Here is a 20,635-nt window from a genome sequence, read left to right on the forward strand (position 1 = left end):
GCTTCGGAAACCTCGGTCGTGTCGTGGCCCTCATCGTGGTCACGCACACAGGACTTTCCAAGGTCCAGTTCGGGGGTGGGTCGCGTCGGAGTTCCGACTACGCAGCCCGGTGCCGTGCCGGGCTCTCCCGCCGAGGGGGCCGGTTCTCGCCGAGGCGCCGCGCCGACGGCCGTGTCTCGCGGAGGAGCGGTTCCCTCCGCGCAGCGAAGACGCGGCGCTCTGCTGCAGTCGTTCCACCTACCGCCGACGGGCACCGGAGGCCGCCGTCGGCGGCCGCTACGGGCGCAGAGGCAGGCGGGCCGTGAGCAGGGCGCCGCCCAGAGCGGCGGACGGGAGCAGCTCGAGCGAGCCTCCGTAGACCGCGACCTGCCGCGACAGGCGCTCGAGGCCCGACCAGCGGGAGCCGGGGGCGACACCGCGGCCGTCGTCGTCGAGACCCAGCAGGACGCCGTCCGTCTCGACGGCCACGCTCAGCCGCACCGCCCGGGCGCCGCCGTGCTTCAGCGCGTTGGTGAGCGCCTCCTCGACGAGCCGCACGAGCAGCACCCGCTGATCCAGCGGTATGCCGCGCGACTCCTGCGCGGGATAGCGCTCGTCGACGTCCAGCTCGACGGCGATCTCGGGCGGGAGGCGCGCGAAGAGGTCGCGGACGGCGGGGACGAGTCCGTGCTCGACGTCGACGGGGTACAGCGCGTTGCCGGCGGCGCGGACCTCGGTCTCGCGCAGCTCGTCGAGGCGCGCCGCCACCCGTTCGAGCCGCTCCCGGTCGGGAGGTGCCGCGGCGGCCCGCAGCTCGGCGACGAGCACGACGAGCGCGCCCTGGAGGCTGCCGTGCAGGCGCTGGGCGATGTCGCGGCGCACGCGCAGCTCCTCCTGCTGGAGCGCCTGGACGGCCTCGACGGCCTGGAGCACGACGCGGGCGTGCGCGCGCTCCTTCTCGCGGACGCGGCGCGCCGCCCGCACCAGCAGGAACCCGAAGCCCGTGATCAGCGCGAGGACCACGGCGCCGGCCGCGACCTCGACGATCAGAGCGTCGAGCGCCGTCGCCGGGTAGATCCCGGCCAGCACCTGCAGTGCGCAGCGCACGGCGGCGACACCCGTAGAGATCAGCGCCGTCCACAGCAGCCGCCCCCGCCTCCGGAACCGCTCGGGGCGCACGAGGGCGAGCAGCGCGATCGCGAGGCCGAAGGAGGAGCCGTTCACGATCACGCGGACGACCACGTCGATCACCGGCCCGCCCTCGACTCCGCGCACGGTCTGCGACATCATCCCGAGCGCGATGACGGCCTGCAGAGCGGCGAGCACCGACAGCACCCCGCCGAGCAGGGCGACGACGCCGAGGACGATCCGGGTGTCCTCGGCCGCATCGGAGGCGGCGGGCCGCGCGACGCTGCGCGTCATCCGGTGTGCTCGAGGAACTGCAGGGTCGCCTCGACCCTGGGATTGCGGGCCCCGTCCGAGCGCACGCCCAGCGCCGCGTAGAGGGCGTTCACGTGGTTGTCGACCGAGCGGACGGCGATGCCGAGCTGCTCGGCGATCGCCGCGTTGGTGAGCCCGGAGGCGAGGCCGCTCAGCACCTCGTACTGCCGGCGGCTGAGGCCGGCGACGGGCGAGTTGCGGCGCGCCGTGCGGGCGGCGACGAGTGCGGGGTCGAGGACGGTGCGTCCGTCGGCGGTCGCCCGGATCGCCGTGAGCAGCGCCGCCGTCGAGAGCGACGACGTCTTCGAGAGATAGCTCCACCCGCGCGCCTCCGCCCGGTCCAGCCGCAGGAAGCGGTGCATCGCGTCGACCGCCGAGAGCAGCACGATCGCGAGATCGGGCGCGGAGGCGCGCAGCTCGCGTCCCAGCTCGATCCCGTCGCCGTCGCCCAGCTCGATGTCGATGATCGCGACGTCGAGCTCGGCCGGCCGCACCCGCTCGCGGGCCTCGGCCACCGAGGACGCCTCGACGACGCTGCGCACGCCCGGAACCGACCGGAGCAGCGAGGTCAGCATCTGCCGGTAGAGAGGCTGGTCGTCGATGACGGCCAGCCTCAGATCTTTAACGCCCCCCATGGATGTCACACGCACATCTTCGCCCATTGTCGGATAGCGGAGAGGACACGGTGATCGGGACGTCACACGGGTACGAGCGCCCCCGTGATCATCAACCCGACGACGGCGGCGGCGAGGGCCGCCGCCCACATCCCGAGGCCGTAGCCGAGCCCGGCCGCCCACCGGCCCTCGAGCAGCATCCGGGCAGCGTCCACGCTCGCGGTGCTGAAGGTCGTGAAGCCGCCGAGCAGTCCCGTGCCGAGCAGCGCCCGCCACTGCGCGTCCACCCCGCCCGAGAGCGCGAGCCCGGTGACGACTCCGAGCAGGAGCGACCCGACGACGTTGATGATCGCCGTCCCCACCGGCCAGCGCACCCGGATCAGCGAGCGCGCGACGCCGTCGACGACGAGGCGGGCCGCGGCGCCGACTCCCCCGGCCAGCGCGACGCCGACGAAGAGGAGGACGCCCGTCACGACGCGACTCCCCTGCGCCGCCCGGCCACGACGATGCCGAGCACGGCCGCCGCCGTCCCGACCACGAGCGTCACGGCCGCGTAGAGGGCCGACTCCGCGACGCGCCCCGCCTCGAGCAGCTCGACGGTGTCGAGCGAGAAGGTGCTGTAGGTGGTGAAACCGCCCAGCACGCCCGTCCCGAGCAGGAGGCGGAGCGTCCGCCGCCCGCCGTCGTCGGGACCGCGGCGCACGAGCGACTCGAGCAGCAGCCCCAGGAGGAAGGCCCCGCTGAGGTTCACCGCGATCGTGGCGACGGGCAGGTCGCCGAGCGGCGGGAGGAGGAGGGAGACGCCGTAGCGTCCGGCCGTCCCGACCGCGCCTCCCGCGGCGACCACGAGGATCGCGCGCGGTCGCAGGTGCAGCGGCGTCACTCCGCCAGGTCCCAGGGCGCCCGCCGCGGCGAGTCGCGCAGCGGCACGACCATGACCGGGCGGTGCTGCCGGTGGGCGAGATGCACGGCCACGCTCCCGCTGAGGAACTCGGCGATGCTCGCGAGCACACCGGAGTCGCGGGTGCCGACGACGATCATCCGGGCGTCGGTCTCCTCGGCGACGGCGGTGAGCGCGAGCGCGGGCTCGCCCTCGGCGATCCGCAGCGTCCAGGCCACATCGATGTCGGCGAGCGCCGCCTCGACCGCCTCGCGGAGGGACGGGGGGACGACCGGCCCGCCGCCCTCGCGCGGGACGAGCCCGATCGGGATGCCGCCGGTCATCGGATCGACGTACTCGCCCACGAGGTACGGATCGGGCGCCACCGAGAGCAGCAGCAGGGGTGCGCCGAGGCCCGCGGCGAAGCGGGCGGCGGTGCGGACGACCTCGGGGCGCTGGCCGTCGACGACGCCGACGAGCACGGGTCCGGAGGGGAGCGGATCGGTCATGGCGTGTCCTTCCCGGAGGCGTTCATCCTCCCACCGCCGCCCGCCGGTGTCTCGGAGCCGGCTGACGGATTCCTCCGTGACCGTTTCGTGATCTTCAGGTGCCGAGCTAGACTCGCTCCTCGCCGGGCCCCGACCCGCAACCCCTTGCCGACGACCCCCGGTCGTCCACCCCCTGTCGCCCAGCCGAGGAGAGCACACGCGTGTCGAACCCTGACATTCCCGTCCCAGCGGAGTGTCACGACACCTCCTCCCCCGCCGCGCCGGCGCCGCTCACCCGGCGTGAGGCGCGCGCCGCCGAGGCGCGGGTCGCCGAAGCGCGCGCCGCCGAAAGCCCGCGCGGCCGCGCGCCCCGCCCCGTCGCCGCCCCGACGCAGCGGACCGCCGCCGGCGCCCGCGCGCTCGCACGGGCTGAGCCGCCGGACCCTCGGCGTCGCCACCTTCTCGATCGTCGGCGGACTCTTCGCGACGGCCGCGATCCCCGCCTACGGCGCGCGCAGCACGACCGGCGCCGCGACCGGGACCGCCCGCGTCGACCTGCAGAACCTCACCGTCTCGTCGGAGGCGGCCGGCCAGACCGCCGTGCGCGACGCCTTCGCCGCCCCCACTCAGGCGCAGCTCGACGAGGCCAGCCGCCAGGCGGCCGTGCTCTCCAGCTCCGACGGAGGCGCGTTCACGACCGTGCAGACCCGCGCGGTCGGCGACGACTACCCGTGGCCGTACGAGACCATCGACGACGACGGCGGCGGACTCTCCCCGCTGGGCTACTACTACCGCGAGTGCGTCGACTTCGTGGCCTGGCGCCTCAACCGCGACGCCGGCGCCACCTCGTCTCCGTGGAAGTACACCTGGGGGAACATCACTCCGATGGGCGGCAGCGCCTGGGAGTGGCCCGACAACTGGGCCGCCAAGGGCTGGGCGACGAGCAGCGTGCCCATCGTGGGCTGCGTGGCCTGGTGGACGTACAACCACGTCTCGTACGTGCAGAAGGTGAACGACGACGGCACCGTGCTCCTCGAGGAGTACAACTACGGCGGCAAGCACAGCTACGTCACCCGCACGTTCCCGACGGCGCAGGTGCCGCTCTTCCTGTACCCGCCGGCGATCTGACGCGTTCCGGGGCCCTCGACACCGTGACCGAGCCGGCTCCGCCGCGCGCCTCCCGGAGGCGCGGAGTGCTCATCGGGCTCACGATCGCCCTCGCCGTGACCGCCCTCGTGGACCTGGGACTCGTCGTCCTCGACCCCTCCTCCGCGCGGGCCGCGGCGCACGAGGTCCTGCTCACCAACGACACCGCCGCACCGATCGACTGGTCGTGCTCCTGGTCCGACATCCAGCTGTCGCCCGGCGCGACGGCGCCGATCCGGATCCTCGATCACCCCGATCAGGACTTCGCGTGCGTGACCGGCCCCGACATCGGCCAGGACGTCACGTGCGCGAGCGCGATGTCCCTGACAGCCGGGCGGCACCTCACCGTCACGGAGTGGCTCCGCACGTTCCGCTGCCCCTGAGCCGTTCCGGTCGGCCCCCGCATGGGTAGTGGTGCCCATGGAGGCGCCTCCTCCGCGCCCCTACAGTGAGCGCACACGGCAGCAGCAGGTTTCCCGCCCCCTCGAAGAGGGTGATTCCGGCATGCCCGAAACCTCCTGTTCCCGGCTGAGAAAGGCGACCCGCCATGTCGACCCTGCGCTCCTCCGTCCCTCGATACCTCCTCCGGCCGTGGATCGCACTGGTGGCGGCTCTGGTCGTCGTCGCGACGCTCTTCACGGCGCCTCCGGCCTACGCGGCCGACCTGCTCGAGGTGGAACCGAACAACACGACCGCAAGGGCTCAGACGCTGCCGCTCGGAACAGACCTCTCGGGCACCTTCGGAGCGAATGACTGCGACTACAACGACTGCGACGTCTACAAGCTGTCCGCACCCGGTCAAGGACGCCTCACGCTCGATCTTCGCTTCTCCGATCTTCTCGGCACGAATGGAGAACTCGACCTCTTCGTCCTCGATGCCGCTGGCACGACCATCTACAGCCAGGACATCTCCAGTGCCGACTACGACGGCAGCGCCCTCGGCGCATTGGCGATGTACGTAGATGCCGGCGTCTTCTACGTCTGGGTTTCCACTCCCGCGGGAGGGATCTGGAGGGACGAGACGTACACGTTGCGGGCCGATGTGACCCCGGGTGTCGTCGAGACGGAGAAGAACAATACGACGGCGAGGGCCGACGTGATCTCGCTGGCGACGACGATCGCCGGCTCGACCTTCGATAATGACTGCGATTACGACGACTGCGACTATTTCCGTCTGCAGATGAGCGACGCGTCGAAGTTGAGCATCGACCTCCGCTACTCCTGCCAGCTGGGTACCGGGGAGCTCTGGCGCGTCTCGAGCTTCGACAACACAGGTCGGACGCTGACGCAGACCAACCTCCGCGGCGCCGACTGTGACGGTGCTGCGCTGGGCGCCGTGCCGATCATCGCACCAGCGGGCAACGTCTACATCCTCGTTCAAGACGGTGAGGGTGCGATCACCCGTGGCCAGGAGTACAAGCTCACCGTCACCCGCACCGACACCCCCACCCCGACCGCCACTCCCACGTCCACTCCCACCCCCACCCCCACTCCCACTCCCACGCCCACGCCCACGCCCACGCTTACCCCCACGCCCACCCCCACTCCCACTCCCACCCCCGACGTCGACGTGACGCGCCTCGCGGGCGCCGACCGGCAGGGCACCGCCGTCGAGATCTCGAAGGCGACGTTCGCGCCCGGCGTGCCCGTCACCTACGTCGCGACCGGCTCCAAGTTCCCCGACGCGCTCGCCGCCGCTCCCGCCGCCGCCACCCAGGGCGGGCCGCTGCTCCTCGTCGACCGCGACTCCATGAGCCCCGCGGTCCGCGCCGAGCTGACCCGCCTCACCCCCGGCAGGATCGTCGTCGTCGGATCCTCGGCGAGCATCAGCGAGGCGCTCCTCGCCGACCTGCGAAACTACGTCCCCTCCGGTGACGTCGTCCGCATCGGAGGCGTCGACCGCTACGACACGGCGAACCTGATCGTCGACTACGCCTTCCCCTCCGGCGCGAGCACGGCCTGGGTCGCGACGGGCGAGAAGTTCCCCGACGCCCTCAGCGCCAGCGCCGCCGCGGGGGCCGTCGACGCCCCGGTGATCCTCGTCAACGGCGGACTCTCCTCCGCCACCGAGCAGACCCGCCGGCTGGTCACCGACCTGGGCGCCACGTCGCTCACGATCGCCGGAAGCGCGCTCTCGGTCAGCGACGGCATCGAGGACTCCCTCCCCGTCCCCTCCAGCCGGATCGGCGGGACCGACCGCTACGACACCTCCGAGAAGCTGAACAAAGCCGCCTTCAGCGGGGCCTCGACGGTCTACTTCGCCACCGGCGAGAACTTCCCCGACGCCCTCGCCGGCGCCACCGCCGCGGGCTACACCGGGAGCCCGCTGTTCGCCGTCCGCCCCGACTGCGTCCCCCGCGCCGTCCTCGACGACCTGACCGCCCTCGGAGCCGAGAAGGTCGTCCTCCTCGGCGGGCCGGGGACCCTCTCCGAGAACGTCGCACGGCTGCAGGCCTGCAGCTGAGCGGTCGCGGACTCCCTCACCCGGGACCGTCCCGGGTGGCGGGAGTCCGCGCCGCCTACCCTGAGGGGATGAGACCCGCCCTCGTCCCGGCCGCCGGGATCTCGCTCTCGGCACTGCTGCTGTTCGGTCTGCGCCTGCCGCTCGCGGGCTACCTGGTGCTCGCGGCCAGCCTCCTGCTGGCGCTCGTCATCGACCGCACGCTCGCCGTCGACCTCTCGCTGATCGCCGCGGGGCTCGTGATCGTCAGCACGATCTCGGTCGAGGCGAACCTCGACTACCCGAACATGGCGCTGATGGGCGCCGTGCTCTCGGCGGCGGTGGCCGTGCCGTGGGCGATCGACCACTACGGCACCCAGCGGAGGATCATCCGCTTCCCGCTGCGCACCGGTCAGCGCTGGACGACGCTCGAGAAGTCGTATCTGCCGGCCGTCGTCGTGCTCGGCTGGATCCTGCTGCCGTTCTACTTCATCCGCTCGGGCGCCTACCTCAACTGGCCCGCGATCCAGGCGCCCGACGAGATCGCCCGCCTGTTCGTCGGGGTCGGGTTCGTCGGCATCTGGGACGAGCTGTTCTTCATCTGCGTCGTCTTCGCGGTGCTGCGCCGCCACCTCCCGATGTGGCAGGCGAACATCCTGCAGGCGGTGGTCTTCGTCTCGTTCCTGTGGGAGCTCGGCTACCGCGAGTGGGCGCCGGCGTTCACGATCCCGTTCGCGCTGCTGCAGGGGTACATCTTCTCGAAGACGAAGTCGCTGACCTACGTGATCTGCGTGCACCTGCTGTTCGATCTCGTCGTGTTCCTGGCACTCGTGCACGCCCACAACCGCGACTGGCTGCGCTGGTTCGTGTACTGATCCCGTCAGCGGCCGAGGAGCCCCGCGAGCGTCTCGAAGGCCGGTTCGCGCGGGTCGATCAGCTCGAAGTGGCCGACTCCGGCGAGCTCGTGCAGCGTCGCCGACGCGTGCCGCTGCGCGTAGCGGCGGCTGTACTCGACCGGCACCTGCGCGTCGCGGTCGCCGTGCACGAGCGACACCGGCATCGGCGGCGCGGGGAGCTGCGCGGGATCCGCCTCCGGGAGCCGCGCGCCGGCGAGCAGCGCGCCGACCGCGTCGTCGCTGAGGCGGGAGTCGGACGCGGCCTGCAGATCGAGCACGCCGGCGAGCGAGACGACTGCCGAGACGTGCGGCGACGGATGCACCGCCTGCGACCACACCGCGAGGTGCCCGCCCGCGGAGTGACCCACGAGGACCGCCCGCTCCGCGCCGAGCCGCGGGATCGCGTCGAGGACCGCGACGACGTCGTCGGAGGTGCCGGGCCAGCCGCCGCCCGCATCGCCGATCCGGCGGTACTCGGGCAGCAGGACGTCGAACCCGCGGTCGGCGAGCGCCGCGGCGAGCGGACGCGCGTGGACGCGGTCGTAGCGGGCGCGCCAGAAGCCGCCGTGCACGAGCACGACGAGCGGACCGCCCGCGCGGTACACGTCGGCGATCTGCTCGGGCGCCGGGCCGTAGCGCAGCACCTCGTCGGGCTCGCGGGCGGCGAGCTCGAGGACGCTCACGCGTCGCGCCATGCGAGCCCTCCCTCCGCCGTCGCCGCGGCCGGGGCTCGCTAGCCGCGCACCCAGCGGTCGATCGGGAACGCGCCGAGCAGCGGCTCCGGCGACCATCCGGCCAGCGGGGCGTAGGAGTCGGTCCGGATGCCGGTGGCGTGCGCGTGCGCGGCGTCGAAGTCGTCGAACATCGCGTACTCCGACGCCGTGCGGCCGGTGCCCTCGAAGTAGTCCTGGTACTTGAACGGCGGCTCGGCGCTCGAGGCGATCAGGCCGACGGGGATCCCGAGCGCCTCGCCGATCACGATGGCGTGCAGCGACGAGCCCACGACCACCTCGCTCGAGGCGATGCGCTCGAGCACCTCCCAGAGGGGGCGCCGCGGATCGACGAAGTCGGGGTGCGAGCGGAAGCGGCCCAGCTCGTTGAGGTTCGGCACCACGGCGAGCGCGTGGCGCTTGGTCGCCGCGCTCGTCCGGAGCCGGGGGAACAGCGTCGGGAGCAGCAGGGCGGGATCGCCGTAGATCGCGGGCGCCTCGATGCCCTTGTTCTCGCGGAGCCACTCGCGGGTGCGGGGGCCCCGGACGGCCCGGACGTCGAGCCGCGTGAAGTCGTGCAGCGCGAGCGCCACCTTCCCGTTCACGCCCGTGCCCCAGACGATGTCGCCGTCGTGGGCCTTGTGCATGACGGAGCCGACGGCCATGACGGTCCCGCTGCCGGGCCGGCGGAGCGCGGGGCCGACGCCGCGCTCCTTCAGGATCCCCTGGACGACGACCGGGCCGAGCAGATCGCCGAAGTTCTTCACGCGCGGCCCGACCTGGAAGCGCCGGAGCACGGGGAGCTTGTTGCGACGCGGATTCCAGCTGTAGACCGGGACGGAGCGGAGGCGGGGCATAGGGCTTCCTGACGACGGCGACGACCTCGAGGCGAGGAGCGAGGTGGACGGGGGCGAGCCGCACCGAGGAGAGCTCTCGGAGAGGCTACCGCGAAGACCGGACGCCCTCCGCGAGATGACTCTCCGGTACGCCCGCCTCGGCGTGTCGCGTACCGGAGAGGCCTCTCGCGGGGAGGGTCACGACTCGAACCAGCCCCGGGGGTGGTGGTCGGCCGTCAGCGGGGTGCGCGGGTGCTTCGGGCGGGCCCAGCGCACCGCGTTCGCCAGCACCCGCTTGATGTCGGGGTGGTGGTAGACGGGGTAGTCCTGGTCGCCGGGCGAGAAGTAGAACACCTTCCCGAGACCGCGCGTGTAGGTGACTCCCGAGCGGAACACCTCGCCGCCGGTGAACGTCGAGAGGAACACCGTCTCCTCCGGCACCGGGATGTCGAAGTACTCGCCGTACATCTCCTGCTCGGGGATGACGATCGGGCTCGGTACGCCCTCGGCGATCGGATGCGTCGGCGCGATCGTCCAGACCAGTTCGCGGTCGTGGTCGTTCCGCCACTTGAGCGAGCACGTCGTGCCCATCAGCGCCTGGAAGATCTTGGAGTAGTGGGCGGAGTGCAGGATCAGGATGCCCATCCCCTCCTGCACGTGCCGCAGCACGCGCTGCACGACCTCGTCCGACACCTCGCCGTGCGCGATGTGCCCCCACCACAGCAGGACGTCGGTGCGCGCGAGCGCCTCCTCGGTCAGGCCGTGCTCGGGCTCGGGGAGCGTCGCGGTGCGCACCGAGACGTCGTCGCCGAGCGACTCGGTCAGGCCGTCGGCGATCACGCGGTGGATGCCGTCGGGGTAGTGCCGCATCACGGTCTCGTCGCCGCGCGTCTCGTGGCGGAACTCGTTCCAGACCAGGACCTCGAGGGGCTCGCTCATGCGACCTCCACCTCCTTCTTCTCGGCGGCGGAGCGGTAGATCGCGTCGACGACCCGGCTGCGGTGCAGCGCGTACTCGCCGTAGTGGCCGGAGTAGCGCGGGCCGCCCGCGGGCGCGTCGGCACCGGAAGCGATCGCGGCGAGGAACTCGGCGATCACCGAGCGGTGGTGCCCGGCGGGCACCTTCACGTCGGGGCGGGAGGTGGTGGGCGCGCCGGCGACCTCGGAGTAGAGCGTGATGGTCCCCTCCGTCGCGTAGTCGGCGACGTGGAGGCGCGCGCCGCCGGCGGAGCCGAGCAGCTCGACCTCGATGTCCTCGTAGACCTGGGAGTAGCTGGCCCAGGAGGCGTCGAGCTGGAGGCTGCGGCCGTTGTCGAGGCGCAGGAGTGCGCTGGAGAAGTCCTCGACCTCGAAGGCGTGGGTGCCGGTGGCGGCGACGCCGTGCGGGCGCCCGCCTCGGCCCGAGCGGCCGATCTCGCCGTAGGCGACGGCCGAGACGCTGGTGACGCGCGGCTCGTCGAGCAGGTGCAGGGCGATGTCGAGGACGTGCGAGCCCAGGTCGATCAGCGGTCCGCCGCCGGCGAGCTCCTTGCTGGTGAACCAGGAGCCGATGCCGGGGATGCCGGTGCGCCGCTGCCAGCTCGCCCGGGCGTGGTAGACGTCGCCGAGCGGGGCGTCGTCGAGGTAGTCGCGGAGGAACGCGACGTCCGCGCGGCGGCGGTGGTTGTAGGCGATCTCGAGGACGCGGTCGTTCGCGCGCGCCGCCTCCACCATCTCGGCGGCGAGATCGGCGGTCGTCGCGAGGGGCTTCTCGCAGAAGACGTGCTTGCCGGTGGTGAGCGCGGCCACGGCGATGGGGTGGTGGAGGTGGTTGGGCACGCCGATCGAGACGACGTCGAGGTCGTCGCGGGCGACCAGGTCCTCCCAGTCGGCGTAGAGGTCGGGGACGCCGCGGGTCGCGCCGAGCTCGCGCAGGCGCTCCTCCTCCTGGCCGGCGAGGGCGACGACGCGCGCGCCGGGGAGGGCCTGGAAGGCGTCGAGGTGGGTGGTGCCGGCGAAGCCGAGTCCGACGACTCCGACGCGCAGCTCGCGTGTGTTCTCAGTCATGCGTCCGAGCCTAGTCGAATTGATTCGAGTCCTCGATAAACGACGCCGACCTGACGGCCGCGCTCGCCGGCACCCCCGCCCTCAGCGGGCGTCGGCCCCCTTCAGGGCCCCGCGCGTCTGCCGCTCGGTCGCCAGCGCGCTCGCCGCGCGCTGCGCGGCGCTGAAGCCCGAGGTGATCGCGGTCTCGGTGTAGAGCGTGCCGAGGTAGTCCCCCGCGAGGAAGACCCGGTCCGTCGGCCGGGTCAGGGCGGCCTGCAGCCTGCCGCGCCCGGGGAAGCAGTACGGGGCACCCGTCTCCCAGCGCTGGACGTGCGCCTCCTCGACGATCCCGCCGAAGCCGGGCAGGACCTCGTCGAGGTCGCGGGTGTAGATGTCGAGGATCTCCTCGTCGCTGCGGTGGAGGAGGTCGCGCGCCAGACTCGCCGGCGAGAAGACCATCAGGCTGCCGCCGGGCTGGCGCGAGCTCTCGGATCCGCGCGCGATGTTGCCCATGTTGAGGGCGACGTTGAACGAGCGCTTGGGCGTCGCGATGCCGTACGCGGCGTCCCAGGGCTGCGCCGTCGTCTCGTTCGTGAGGAACGCGGCGCTGACGTAGGGCCCGTAGACGATCTTCGAGAGCGCCTCCCGGGTCTCGGCCGGGAGGTCGACCGCCACCGCGTGCGTGACGGTCGCCGGCGTCGCGAGGACGACGGTGCGGGCCCGCACCTCGTGGTCGACGCCGTCCTGGCGGTAGCGGACGACGACGTGGTCCTTCTCGTGCACGACCTCCTGCACGCTCGCCCCGAGCTCGATGCGATCGCGGAGGGAGGCCGCGATGTTCTCGGTGAGGGTGGAGGGCCCGCCCGCGATGTGCTGGTCGAGCCCTTCGCCCACGTTCCAGACGAGGCTGAAGTAGCCGATGCCGGCGCCGGCCGACAGCTCCTCCGGATCCGCGGCCGAGCGGGTCACGGTGGGACGGAAGAGCGCCTCCGCGTCCTCGGGCAGGTCGCCGATGTAGTCGGCGAAGGACCGGTCGTTCTCGAAGTCGTAGATGCGCTGCTGGCGCGACTCCCCCGTCTCGCCGGGACGGCGCTTCACCACCTTCGCGTACCGGAAGACGTCGAGGCTCACCTTGGCCCCGGCGGTCATCAGCGCGGCGCGCGAGGACATCGGCATCGGAATGCGGAAGGGGTACGTCTGCAGCTTGCCCTTGAGCAGGAGCTTCCCGTTCATCGCGATCCCGGCGAGCGAGCCGGGCACCGTCACCGCGCGCGTCCCGGTCTCCTGCAGCAGCTCGCGGGTGGAGCTGTTCGCCCCGGCGAAGACGTGGCCGCCCCAGTTGAGGAAGTACTGCCCGCGCTTCTCCGAGCGGATGCGGCCGCCGACGCGGTCCCCCGACTCGAGCACCACGGTGTCCCAGTGGCGCAGCCGCCACGCCGCCGACAGACCGGCCAGGCCGGCTCCCACGATCACTGCATCCTTCACAGAGCGTCTCCCTTTCGAGGTCGTCCGCCGCCCGTCGTGTGCCGCGTGGCCCTGATCCTAGGATGTGATCACAGATCAGACAAGAGCCCGCAGTGGAGTCGCCGCTCGGCCTCGCGGCATCCGACGCCTCCTCGGCGCGGAACCGTACTCTGTGACCCGTGACCCTCCCCAAGCTCGCCGAACCGACCCTCCTGGCCGACCAGGTGTACGCGACCCTGCAGGCGGCGATCTTCAGCGGAGAGCTGCCCGCCGGCGCCCGCCTGCGCATCCGGGACCTCGCCGAGCAGGTCGGCACCAGCGTGATGCCGGTGCGCGAGGCGATCCGCCGCCTCGAGGAGGCGGGCCTCGCCGAGAGCGAGGCGCACAAGGGAGCGGTCGTCAAAGGGCTCAGCCTCGAGGAGCTGCTGCACGTCTACGGGGCGCGCCGGGCGCTCGAGATCGAGGCCGCGCGACTCGGGTCCCTGAGGGTCGGGGAGGCCGAGTGCGACCGGATGCAGGCGGAGTGGGAGCAGATGCGCACCGCGATCGCCGAGCACCGCGAGCTCGCGGTGCTCGATCACGACGAGGCACTGCTGTCGATCCTGTACGAGGCGTCCGGCAACCCGGTGCTCGTGCAGCTCATCCGCAACCTGTGGCAGCGGTGCCGCGCCTACAAGATCGTGGGCGCCCGCGGCTGGCTCGACCGCCCGGAGGACGACACCCTGTGGCGCTACCAGGAGGCGATCATCGCCGCGGCCCGGGAGCACGACGCGGAGCGGGCCGGTGAGCTGACGCGCGAGTCGCTCGTCAATGCGACGGGCCGGATCGAGGCGCTCCTCGCCGAGCAGAGGGCGGTCCCGGCGGAGTGAGCGGGCGGTCCGCTCCTGCACTCGGATCGCTTGTGAGATCTGTGATCACACCGTAGGGTCCTGACCACACCTCCGTTGATGCACGGGCGTCCGTGCAGAGAGATCTGCGTCATGACCGCTTTCACGCTCGCTCCAGCCGCCTCTGCGACCTCCGAGGGGAGGGACTTCCTCCCGCCCTACGGCCACTACGTCGACGGGGCCTTCGTCGACGGATCGGCGGCCGACCGCCTCCCGGTCGTCGACCCCGCCACGGCGGAGACGATCGCGGAGGTGCCCGCCGGCACCGCCGCCGACGTCGATCGCGCCGTGGCCGCCGCCCGCCGCGCCCAGCGCGAGTGGGGCAGGACCACGCCGCGCTCCCGCTCCGAGGTGCTGCACCGCATCGCCGACGTGATCGAGGACAACCGCGCCGCCTTCGCCGCGCTGGAGTCGCTCAACACCGGCAAGCCGGCGGCCGTCGCCGACGACGACATCGACAGCGCGATCGACACCTTCCGCTTCATGGCGGGGGCGGCGCGCACGCTGACGTCGCTGGCGGGCGGGCAGTACGTCACCGGCAACACGTCGCTCATCCTGCGCGAGCCGGTCGGAGTGGTCGGCGTCGTCACGCCGTGGAACTACCCGCTGCTCATGGCGGCGTGGAAGATCGCCCCCATCCTCGCCGGAGGCAACTCGATCGTCCTCAAGCCGAGCGAGCAGACCCCGCTGACGACCCTGAAGCTCGCCGAGCTGGTCACCGGGATCCTGCCCGCGGGCGTGCTGAACGTCGTCGTCGGCCTCGGCCCGACCGTCGGGCGCCGCATCGCCGAGCACCCCGACATCGCGCTCGTCGCCCTCACCGGCAGCGTCGGCAGCGGCCGCGCCGTGGCGGAGGCGGCCGCGTCCACGCTCAAGCGCGTCCACCTCGAGCTCGGCGGGAAGGCGCCCGTGCTCGTGCTGCCGGACGCCGACCTCGCCGCCGTCGCGCGCGGTGTGCGGGCGGCGGGCTTCTGGAACTCCGGTCAGGAGTGCGGCGCCGCGTGCCGCGTGATCGTGCACGAGTCGGTCGCCGAGGCGCTGACCGCCGAGCTGACCCGCGAGATCGGATCCCTCGTCGTCGGGCCTCCGGAGGCCGGCTCCGACGTCGAGATCGGACCTCTGATCTCGAAGGCCCACTACGAGCGCGTCCTCGGCTTCCTCGAGCGCGCCGAGGCGGCGGGCGCGACGATCGCGGTCGGCGGGCACACCTTCGACAGCCCCGGCTACTTCGTCGCGCCGACCCTGCTGACCGGCGTCGCGCCGGACTCCGAGATCGCGACGTCGGAGGCGTTCGGCCCGGTGGTCAGCGTCGAGACCTACTCGGACCTGCCCGAGGCGATCGAGCGCGCCAACGCGACTCCCTACGGCCTCGCCGCCTCCGTCTGGACGGCGGACGCGGCCGCGTCGCTGCAGATCCCGACCGAGCTCGACTTCGGCACGGTCTGGGTCAACGCCCACCTCGTGCTCGCCAACGAGGTCCCCTGGGGCGGCTTCAAGGGCTCCGGCTACGGCCGCGACCTCTCGCTCTACGCGCTCGACGACTTCACCCGCACGAAGCACGTCATGCTCAACCACGAGTAGGAGAGGCCGGGCGGGGAGGCCGCGGAACCCGATCGGCGGCCTCCCCTCCCTCTACGCGAGAGCGGCGATGATCTCCTGTGCGACGCGCTCCGCCTCGGCATAGGCGCCGTGCGTCCCCGCGGTCTCGGACGAGTAGTCGCCGGCGAAGTGCATCGTGCCGACGGGGGCCTGGAGCTGCGCGAGCACCGCGGTGCGGGCGGGCGTGAGCAGCGAGAAGCAGTGCTCCCACGACCGGATCCGCGCGCCGACGATCCGCCCGCGCAGCCCCGGAGCGACCAGCAGGAACTGCTCGAGCCACTCCTCGAGCACACCGGAGCCGCTCACGTTCGCGCCCGGGACGTATCCCGAGCTGTTGCCGTAGCAGACGAACTGGGCGAGCCCCGTGCCGGCGCCCGGCTGCGGGTTGATCACGGCGTCGAAGGGCCGGCCCGGCGTGACCACGAACGCCCAGTCGTCGTACGGCACCTGCACGTCGGCCGCGACGTCGCTCGGGGCGAGGCCGCCCACGTCGGCGACGACGCCGAGCACGGTGGAGCCCGGTGTGCGCACGGTGTCGAGGGCCTCGCGCTTCCACGCGGGCAGGTCGACGATGCCGGCGATGCGGGGGGACGGCGTCGACACCACGACGTGGGCGGCGGTGACCGCGGAGCCGTCCGCGACGTCGAGCCGCCACGAGCCCCCCGGGGCCTCGCGGACCGCCGTCACCGAGCTGCCGCGCCGGATCTCGGTGCGCTGCAGCCGGGCCGCGAGAGCGTCGGGGATCGTCTGGATGCCGCCGACGGCGACGAGCCGGTTGTTCTTCTCGTGCACGAGGTAGCTCGCGAAGTACCGCAGCGCGTAGGTCGCGCTCAGCTCCGACGGCCGCGCGACCGATCCGCCGCGGATCGCGGCCTCGAGGATCTCCTGGACGTCGGCCGGCAGCCCGTCGAGGCGGTCCTGCGCGGAGGCGTCTCCGTAGCCGGCCTCCGACGGGCGCAGCTGCCCGTCGGCGGTGTTCGCGAAGTACTCCTGCCGCGCCCGCTCGAGGAACTCGGCGAGCGCCCGACGGGAGGCGGCGGGGAGCGGCAGCTCCGCGACCAGAGCGGCGTTGTCGCGGGCGACGACGGTGGTTCCGCCGACGTGGATCCCGAAGCTCGTGGGCTCGAACGGCACGAGCGGGATGCCGAGCTCGACGGCGAGGCGGTGCGACTGCGTCCCGCTGTAGACGAACATCGCCCCGAGATTGACCGCCTCGCCTCCGACGTCGACGGTCAGGGCGCGACCGCCCGTGCGCTCGGTCTCCTCGAGGACGACGACCGAGTGGCCGGCCTGCTCGAGGCGGTGGGCGGTGGCGAGGCCGGCCGGGCCTGCTCCGATGATGGCGACGTCGTGCATGGGGCTCCTCCGGGTCGAACGGAGCTCCATCCTCGGCGGCTCCGCGCTGCCGGAGAGCGCTACCCGGGAGGATCGACCGCTGGTGAGTCATCGAGTCGGTCGTGGGTACGATCCTCCCCATGAGCTCCGGGGCAGAGAGGCGACGGCACGCCGTCCTGACCGCTCCGCTGTGGATGCCGTCGGCCGACTGGTCGAGCCGCTCGATCGCCGAGCGCCTCGGGGTGAGCCAGTCGTCCGTCTCGCGGACGTGGCGCGACGGCGGCGCGGACGACGGCGGCGCGGTGGAGCTGCGCGACCGCCTCTCCCTCCGGCCCCTGGCGCTCGCCGGCGCCCTGGTCTCGGCCCGCGGCTCGTGGCTCCTGCTCGCTCCGGCGTCGCTGCCGGCCCATCGCCCACCCGCTCCCCTCGGCGAGCGCAGCCGGCGCCGCCTCCGGGTCCTCCGCGCCGCCGACGCGGCACGGGCCGATCTCGACCTCCGGGCGGCGGCCGACGCGGCGACGGAGCGCTTCCGCGGGCTCGTCGAGCGGCTCGGCGCCGGATCGGAGTCGGCGCTCGTGATCGCCTCCGGCCCGCGCCTCCTGCCGGCCGGGGACGTCGACCGGGAGCTCGTGATCGCCGGGTGGGGCCGCCTGCCCGAGCTGCTCGCCGGCCTCGACGAGGCGGGCTGCGCCGACGCGCTCGCCGACCTCGAGTCGCGGGCGCGGCGCTGGTACCGGACCCGCGAGGGAGCGTTCCTGTGGACCCGGCAGGCGCCCCCTCCCGCCGAGGCCGGGGCCGCTCCGATCGGGTCCGCGGTCGCCCGCAGCGCGGCCGAGCGGCGCCTGGCGGATGCGATCGTGCACGCGCTGCGCTCGGGGATGATCGACGGGACCTTCACGAGGGGCGACGCGCTCTCGGAGCGCGCGCTCGCCGACCGTCTGCACTGCAGCCGCGCCCGCGTCCGCGCGGCCCTGGTGATGCTCGCCGACGAGGGGCTGGTCACCGCGAGCAGCGCGCAGTCGATGGTCGTGCGGCTCCCGACCACCTCGGACGTCGTCGAGACCTATGCGGCCCGTCGAGCACTCGGCGCGATCGCGCTCCGGGCGACGAGCACCTGGTCCGCCGGGAGCCGAGCGGCCGTGCACTCGGCACTGGCGGACCTCCGCGAGCGCGTCACCCAGGGAGACGTCGATCGCGCGCAGGACCTGGACCTGCGCTTCCAGCGGGTGCTCGCCGAGGCCTCCGGCCTCACCCGCATCCCGGCGATGCTCGAGGTCCTCTCGCAGCAGGTGACCATGTTCATCGCGGTGCTCGGGGTCGACTACGCCTTCCCCGCGGCGCGCATCCTCGAGCAGGACACCGCGATGGTCGACGCACTGGAGCGGCGGGACACCGAGCGGGCGATCGCCCTCTGGCGGCTCAAGATGGACGAGGGGCTGGACTACATGATCGGCCAGCTCGACAGCGTCCGAGGGAGCCGTTCGGCCCCGGCTCCCGCCCCGCGATCGCACGGCGGATCCTGACCGCGGACCCTCCCGCAGGAGGCGTCCGGCGACCGCCGGGCACCCTGTAACACGATTGACTTCTCTTCGTAACGCTGGTATATCAGTTACCGGATAGACATGTATCTCGATGGAGCCGCATCGTGCGGCCTCTGGAACAGCGAAGTTTCATCATCGAGCGCTTCTCCAGAGCGCTCCCTTCACGAAAGCGGAGATATGGTCTTCAGCCTCGGCACGCGCACCTCGCCCATCCCGCTCTCCGGCGGCGTCCGGGTCACGGGGCTCGGCAAGAGCTACGGCAGCCACCGCGTCCTCGCCGATGTCGACCTCCACATGAAGGAGGGCGAGGTCGTCTCGATCATCGGCCCGTCGGGCGCGGGGAAGAGCACCTTCCTCCGCTGCCTGAACTATCTCGAGGAGCCGACGGAGGGCGAGATCGCCATCGGCGGCGCCCGTGTCGTCGCCGGAGGCAAGCGCCCCGACAAGGCGAGCCTCGACCACCTCCGCCGCGTGACCGGGATGGTCTTCCAGAGCTTCAACCTGTTCCCGCACCTCACCGTGCTCGAGAACATCACCCTCCCCCAGCGCAAGGTGCTCGGCACCAGCAAGGAGAAGGCGCGGGAGGTGGCCGACTCCCTGCTCAAGCGGGTCGGCCTCCCCGAGAAGGCCGGGGAGTACCCGGCGCGGCTCTCGGGAGGCCAGCAGCAGCGGATCGCGATCGCCCGCGCCCTCGCCCTCTCGCCGCGCGTGATGCTCTTCGACGAGCCGACCTCGGCCCTCGATCCGGAGATCGGCCTCGAGGTCCTCGCGGTCATGCGCGACCTCGCCGACGAGGGCATGACGATGCTCGTGGTCACGCACGAGATGCACTTCGCCCGCGACGTCTCCGACCGCATCATGGTCATGGGCGGCGGCGGCGTGCTCGAGATCGGCCCGAGCAAGCAGGTCATGTCCGATCCGTCGAACGAGCGCACGCGCCAGTTCCTCAAAGCGGTGCTGGACCGCTGAGCCGATGAGCGTCGAACTGCTCCTCGCGATCGCCCAGGGCGTCGGCCTGACCCTGTACATCACCTTCGCCTCGCTCGTCATCGGCGGAGTGATCGGGCTCGGGCTGGTCGCCGCCACCCGCTCGCGCCTCGCCGTCGTGCGCGGCGTCGCGACGGGGTACATCAGCGTGGTCCGGGTCATCCCTCCGATCACCTGGCTCTTCATGATCTACTTCGGCCTCCCGCAGTACTCCCTGCGGCTCTCGACCATCCAGGCCGCGATCATCGGGTTCTCGATCATCGCCTCGGCGTTCATGGCCGAGGTCTACCGCTCGGGCCTGCTCAGCATCCCGGACGGTCAGCGCGAGGCCGCCCACGCACTCGGGCTCAGCCCGCTCACCACGGTGCGCTACGTGGTCACGCCCCAGGCGTTCCGGGTCGCGCTGCCCGCGATCGCTACGTACGCGATCGGACTCCTCAAGGACTCCGCCCTCGCCTCGACGATCGGCGTGCACGAGATCACCTACTACGCGCAGCAGAGCGCACGGCAGACCCACGAGGGCCTCCTCGCCTTCACGACGGCGGGCCTGCTCTACATCCTCGTCAGCCTGATCCTCGCGGTGGTCTCCCGCCGGGTCGACTTCGCTCTGCGCCGGAAGATCGGGGTCGCCTGATGGACATGCTCACCGACTGGATCGGCTGGTTCCCGCGCCTGCTGCCCGGGCTGGGGGTGAGCCTCCAGCTCACCGGATCCGCCCTGCTGCTCGGCTTCCCGCTCGGCCTGCTGTTCGCGGTCATGGCGGCGTCGAAGCTCGCGGTGCTGCGCTGGATCTCGTTCGTGCTGGTCGAGATCGGCCGCGGACTGCCGGCCCTCGTGCTCCTCTACCTGCTCTACTTCAGCCTCCCCGACGTCGGGGTCACCCTCACCTCGCTCACGACGGCGATCGCGGCGATGACCTGGAACACCGGCTCGTACGCCTCCGAGTACTTCCGCGCCGGGATCGCGTCCGTCCCCCTCGGCCAGAAGGAGGCGGCGCTCACCTCGGGCCTGCGCGGCTGGACGGGCTTCCGGCTGATCATCCTGCCGCAGGCGCTGCGCATCTCGACCCCGCCCCTGGCGAGCCTGGCGGTGCTCGTGTTCCAGGCGAGCTCCCTCGCCTTCGTCATCGCGGTGCCCGAGCTCATGTCGAAGGCCTTCGAGATCGCCTCGATCACCTTCGAGTACCTCTCCATCTACCTCCTCACCGCCGTGCTCTACGGGGTCCTGACGCTCGTGTTCCTCGCGCTCGTCCGCGTCCTCGAGTGGCGGCTCGGCCGGCACCTCCGCCGGAACTGACCGGCGGTCCTGCACCCGCAGAGCCGCCGCCCCGCCACGACCACCACCCCTCCCTCTCCCGAACGAAGGAAGA

21 protein-coding genes are annotated in these 20,635 nt (G+C 72.5%); 10 read left to right on the forward strand and 11 right to left on the reverse strand.

What is annotated here, in order from left to right:
- Nucleotides 1-276 precede the first annotated feature (276 nt).
- The 5 genes from GSU68_RS16605 to GSU68_RS16625 form a co-directional block, all read right to left on the reverse strand.
- Nucleotides 277-1,401 (reverse strand): hypothetical protein, encoded by a 1,125-nt coding sequence (locus GSU68_RS16605; protein WP_159909755.1) that lies wholly within the window; start codon nt 1,399-1,401, stop codon nt 277-279.
- The gene (locus GSU68_RS16610) at nt 1,398-2,054 is read right to left on the reverse strand and encodes a response regulator transcription factor (protein ID WP_159910357.1); all 657 of its coding nucleotides are present in this window, start codon (nt 2,052-2,054) and stop codon (nt 1,398-1,400) included. Before GSU68_RS16610 ends, GSU68_RS16605 begins: the two co-directional genes overlap by 4 nt.
- A 62-nt stretch (nt 2,055-2,116) precedes the next feature.
- The gene (locus GSU68_RS16615; protein ID WP_159909756.1) at nt 2,117-2,506 is read right to left on the reverse strand and encodes a CrcB family protein; all 390 of its coding nucleotides are present in this window, start codon (nt 2,504-2,506) and stop codon (nt 2,117-2,119) included.
- A complete protein-coding gene (gene crcB, locus GSU68_RS16620) occupies nt 2,503-2,916 on the reverse strand; it encodes a fluoride efflux transporter CrcB (RefSeq protein ID WP_244259318.1) in 414 nt (137 codons plus the stop codon). The genes GSU68_RS16615 and crcB overlap by 4 nt, the downstream gene beginning before the upstream one ends.
- Nucleotides 2,913-3,422, reverse strand: coding sequence for a universal stress protein (locus GSU68_RS16625; protein WP_159909757.1), 510 nt, complete (start codon nt 3,420-3,422; stop codon nt 2,913-2,915). Before GSU68_RS16625 ends, crcB begins: the two co-directional genes overlap by 4 nt.
- A gap of 279 nt (nt 3,423-3,701) precedes the next feature.
- Here GSU68_RS16625 and GSU68_RS16630 point away from each other — a divergent pair, with 279 nt between their 5' ends.
- The 4 genes from GSU68_RS16630 (at nt 3,702) to GSU68_RS16645 (ending at nt 7,862) form a co-directional block, all read left to right on the forward strand.
- Nucleotides 3,702-4,529: a CHAP domain-containing protein gene (locus tag GSU68_RS16630; protein WP_159909758.1), complete on the forward strand. Its 828-nt coding sequence runs from the start codon at nt 3,702-3,704 to the stop codon at nt 4,527-4,529.
- A gap of 65 nt (nt 4,530-4,594) precedes the next feature.
- Nucleotides 4,595-4,930: a hypothetical protein gene (locus tag GSU68_RS16635; RefSeq protein WP_159909759.1), complete on the forward strand. Its 336-nt coding sequence runs from the start codon at nt 4,595-4,597 to the stop codon at nt 4,928-4,930.
- Between the two features lie 164 nt (nt 4,931-5,094).
- Nucleotides 5,095-7,011, forward strand: a complete 1,917-nt coding sequence (locus tag GSU68_RS16640) for a cell wall-binding repeat-containing protein (RefSeq protein WP_159909760.1) — start codon at nt 5,095-5,097, stop codon at nt 7,009-7,011.
- A gap of 68 nt (nt 7,012-7,079) precedes the next feature.
- Nucleotides 7,080-7,862, forward strand: a complete 783-nt coding sequence (locus GSU68_RS16645) for a CPBP family intramembrane glutamic endopeptidase (RefSeq protein ID WP_159909761.1) — start codon at nt 7,080-7,082, stop codon at nt 7,860-7,862.
- Between the two features lie 5 nt (nt 7,863-7,867).
- Here the strand turns inward: GSU68_RS16645 and GSU68_RS16650 are convergent, their stop codons facing one another.
- The 5 genes from GSU68_RS16650 to GSU68_RS16670 form a co-directional block, all read right to left on the reverse strand.
- Nucleotides 7,868-8,578 carry an alpha/beta fold hydrolase gene (locus tag GSU68_RS16650; RefSeq protein ID WP_159909762.1) on the reverse strand — a complete coding sequence of 237 codons (711 nt, stop codon included), beginning with the start codon at nt 8,576-8,578 and terminating at the stop codon, nt 7,868-7,870.
- A gap of 38 nt (nt 8,579-8,616) precedes the next feature.
- A complete protein-coding gene (locus tag GSU68_RS16655; RefSeq protein WP_159909763.1) occupies nt 8,617-9,450 on the reverse strand; it encodes a polysaccharide pyruvyl transferase family protein in 834 nt (277 codons plus the stop codon).
- Nucleotides 9,451-9,627: 177 nt separating this feature from the next.
- The gene (locus tag GSU68_RS16660) at nt 9,628-10,368 is read right to left on the reverse strand and encodes a ThuA domain-containing protein (protein WP_159909764.1); all 741 of its coding nucleotides are present in this window, start codon (nt 10,366-10,368) and stop codon (nt 9,628-9,630) included.
- The gene (locus GSU68_RS16665; RefSeq protein WP_159909765.1) at nt 10,365-11,474 is read right to left on the reverse strand and encodes a Gfo/Idh/MocA family oxidoreductase; all 1,110 of its coding nucleotides are present in this window, start codon (nt 11,472-11,474) and stop codon (nt 10,365-10,367) included. Before GSU68_RS16665 ends, GSU68_RS16660 begins: the two co-directional genes overlap by 4 nt.
- Nucleotides 11,475-11,555: 81 nt before the next feature.
- Nucleotides 11,556-12,938, reverse strand: coding sequence for an NAD(P)/FAD-dependent oxidoreductase (locus GSU68_RS16670; protein ID WP_159909766.1), 1,383 nt, complete (start codon nt 12,936-12,938; stop codon nt 11,556-11,558).
- A gap of 158 nt (nt 12,939-13,096) precedes the next feature.
- On the opposite strand from GSU68_RS16670, the gene GSU68_RS16675 reads away from it, so the two are divergent.
- Together GSU68_RS16675 and GSU68_RS16680 are read left to right on the forward strand one after the other, a co-directional pair.
- The gene (locus GSU68_RS16675; protein ID WP_159909767.1) at nt 13,097-13,786 is read left to right on the forward strand and encodes a GntR family transcriptional regulator; all 690 of its coding nucleotides are present in this window, start codon (nt 13,097-13,099) and stop codon (nt 13,784-13,786) included.
- 111 nt (nt 13,787-13,897) lie between these two features.
- Nucleotides 13,898-15,385 (forward strand): aminobutyraldehyde dehydrogenase, encoded by a 1,488-nt coding sequence (locus tag GSU68_RS16680; RefSeq protein WP_159909768.1) that lies wholly within the window; start codon nt 13,898-13,900, stop codon nt 15,383-15,385.
- Between the two features lie 51 nt (nt 15,386-15,436).
- On the opposite strand, the gene GSU68_RS16685 is transcribed toward GSU68_RS16680, so the two are convergent.
- Nucleotides 15,437-16,759, reverse strand: a complete 1,323-nt coding sequence (locus GSU68_RS16685; RefSeq protein WP_159909769.1) for an NAD(P)/FAD-dependent oxidoreductase — start codon at nt 16,757-16,759, stop codon at nt 15,437-15,439.
- A 119-nt stretch (nt 16,760-16,878) separates the two neighbouring features.
- On the opposite strand from GSU68_RS16685, the gene GSU68_RS16690 reads away from it, so the two are divergent.
- The 4 genes from GSU68_RS16690 (at nt 16,879) to GSU68_RS16705 (ending at nt 20,562) form a co-directional block, all read left to right on the forward strand.
- On the forward strand, nt 16,879-18,261 hold the full coding sequence (locus GSU68_RS16690; protein WP_159909770.1) for a GntR family transcriptional regulator: 1,383 nt from the start codon (nt 16,879-16,881) through the stop codon (nt 18,259-18,261).
- Between the two features lie 195 nt (nt 18,262-18,456).
- Entirely contained in the window at nt 18,457-19,248 is a 792-nt protein-coding gene (locus GSU68_RS16695; protein ID WP_159909771.1) for an amino acid ABC transporter ATP-binding protein, read from the forward strand.
- A gap of 4 nt (nt 19,249-19,252) precedes the next feature.
- Nucleotides 19,253-19,900 carry an amino acid ABC transporter permease gene (locus GSU68_RS16700; RefSeq protein WP_159909772.1) on the forward strand — a complete coding sequence of 216 codons (648 nt, stop codon included), beginning with the start codon at nt 19,253-19,255 and terminating at the stop codon, nt 19,898-19,900.
- Entirely contained in the window at nt 19,900-20,562 is a 663-nt protein-coding gene (locus tag GSU68_RS16705) for an amino acid ABC transporter permease (RefSeq protein ID WP_159909773.1), read from the forward strand. The genes GSU68_RS16700 and GSU68_RS16705 overlap by 1 nt, the downstream gene beginning before the upstream one ends.
- Nucleotides 20,563-20,635 lie beyond the last annotated feature (73 nt).

Source organism: Rathayibacter sp. VKM Ac-2759, assembly GCF_009834225.1.
Classification (GTDB): Bacteria; Actinomycetota; Actinomycetes; order Actinomycetales; family Microbacteriaceae; genus Rathayibacter.

What these genes read in the sequence shown, in the direction of transcription:
- GSU68_RS16605 (WP_159909755.1), bottom strand. Translation starts at nt 1,401, where the DNA reads ATGACGCGCAGCGTCGCGCGGCCCGCCGCCTCCGATGCGGCCGAGGAC.
- GSU68_RS16610 (WP_159910357.1), bottom strand. Translation starts at nt 2,054, where the DNA reads ATGGGGGGCGTTAAAGATCTGAGGCTGGCCGTCATCGACGACCAGCCT.
- GSU68_RS16625 (WP_159909757.1), bottom strand. Translation starts at nt 3,422, where the DNA reads ATGACCGATCCGCTCCCCTCCGGACCCGTGCTCGTCGGCGTCGTCGAC.
- GSU68_RS16640 (WP_159909760.1), top strand. Translation starts at nt 5,095, where the DNA reads ATGTCGACCCTGCGCTCCTCCGTCCCTCGATACCTCCTCCGGCCGTGG.
- GSU68_RS16645 (WP_159909761.1), top strand. Translation starts at nt 7,080, where the DNA reads ATGAGACCCGCCCTCGTCCCGGCCGCCGGGATCTCGCTCTCGGCACTG.
- GSU68_RS16650 (WP_159909762.1), bottom strand. Translation starts at nt 8,578, where the DNA reads ATGGCGCGACGCGTGAGCGTCCTCGAGCTCGCCGCCCGCGAGCCCGAC.
- GSU68_RS16655 (WP_159909763.1), bottom strand. Translation starts at nt 9,450, where the DNA reads ATGCCCCGCCTCCGCTCCGTCCCGGTCTACAGCTGGAATCCGCGTCGC.
- GSU68_RS16660 (WP_159909764.1), bottom strand. Translation starts at nt 10,368, where the DNA reads ATGAGCGAGCCCCTCGAGGTCCTGGTCTGGAACGAGTTCCGCCACGAG.
- GSU68_RS16665 (WP_159909765.1), bottom strand. Translation starts at nt 11,474, where the DNA reads ATGACTGAGAACACACGCGAGCTGCGCGTCGGAGTCGTCGGACTCGGC.
- GSU68_RS16680 (WP_159909768.1), top strand. Translation starts at nt 13,898, where the DNA reads ATGACCGCTTTCACGCTCGCTCCAGCCGCCTCTGCGACCTCCGAGGGG.
- GSU68_RS16685 (WP_159909769.1), bottom strand. Translation starts at nt 16,759, where the DNA reads ATGCACGACGTCGCCATCATCGGAGCAGGCCCGGCCGGCCTCGCCACC.
- GSU68_RS16690 (WP_159909770.1), top strand. Translation starts at nt 16,879, where the DNA reads ATGAGCTCCGGGGCAGAGAGGCGACGGCACGCCGTCCTGACCGCTCCG.
- GSU68_RS16695 (WP_159909771.1), top strand. Translation starts at nt 18,457, where the DNA reads ATGGTCTTCAGCCTCGGCACGCGCACCTCGCCCATCCCGCTCTCCGGC.
- GSU68_RS16700 (WP_159909772.1), top strand. Translation starts at nt 19,253, where the DNA reads ATGAGCGTCGAACTGCTCCTCGCGATCGCCCAGGGCGTCGGCCTGACC.
- GSU68_RS16705 (WP_159909773.1), top strand. Translation starts at nt 19,900, where the DNA reads ATGGACATGCTCACCGACTGGATCGGCTGGTTCCCGCGCCTGCTGCCC.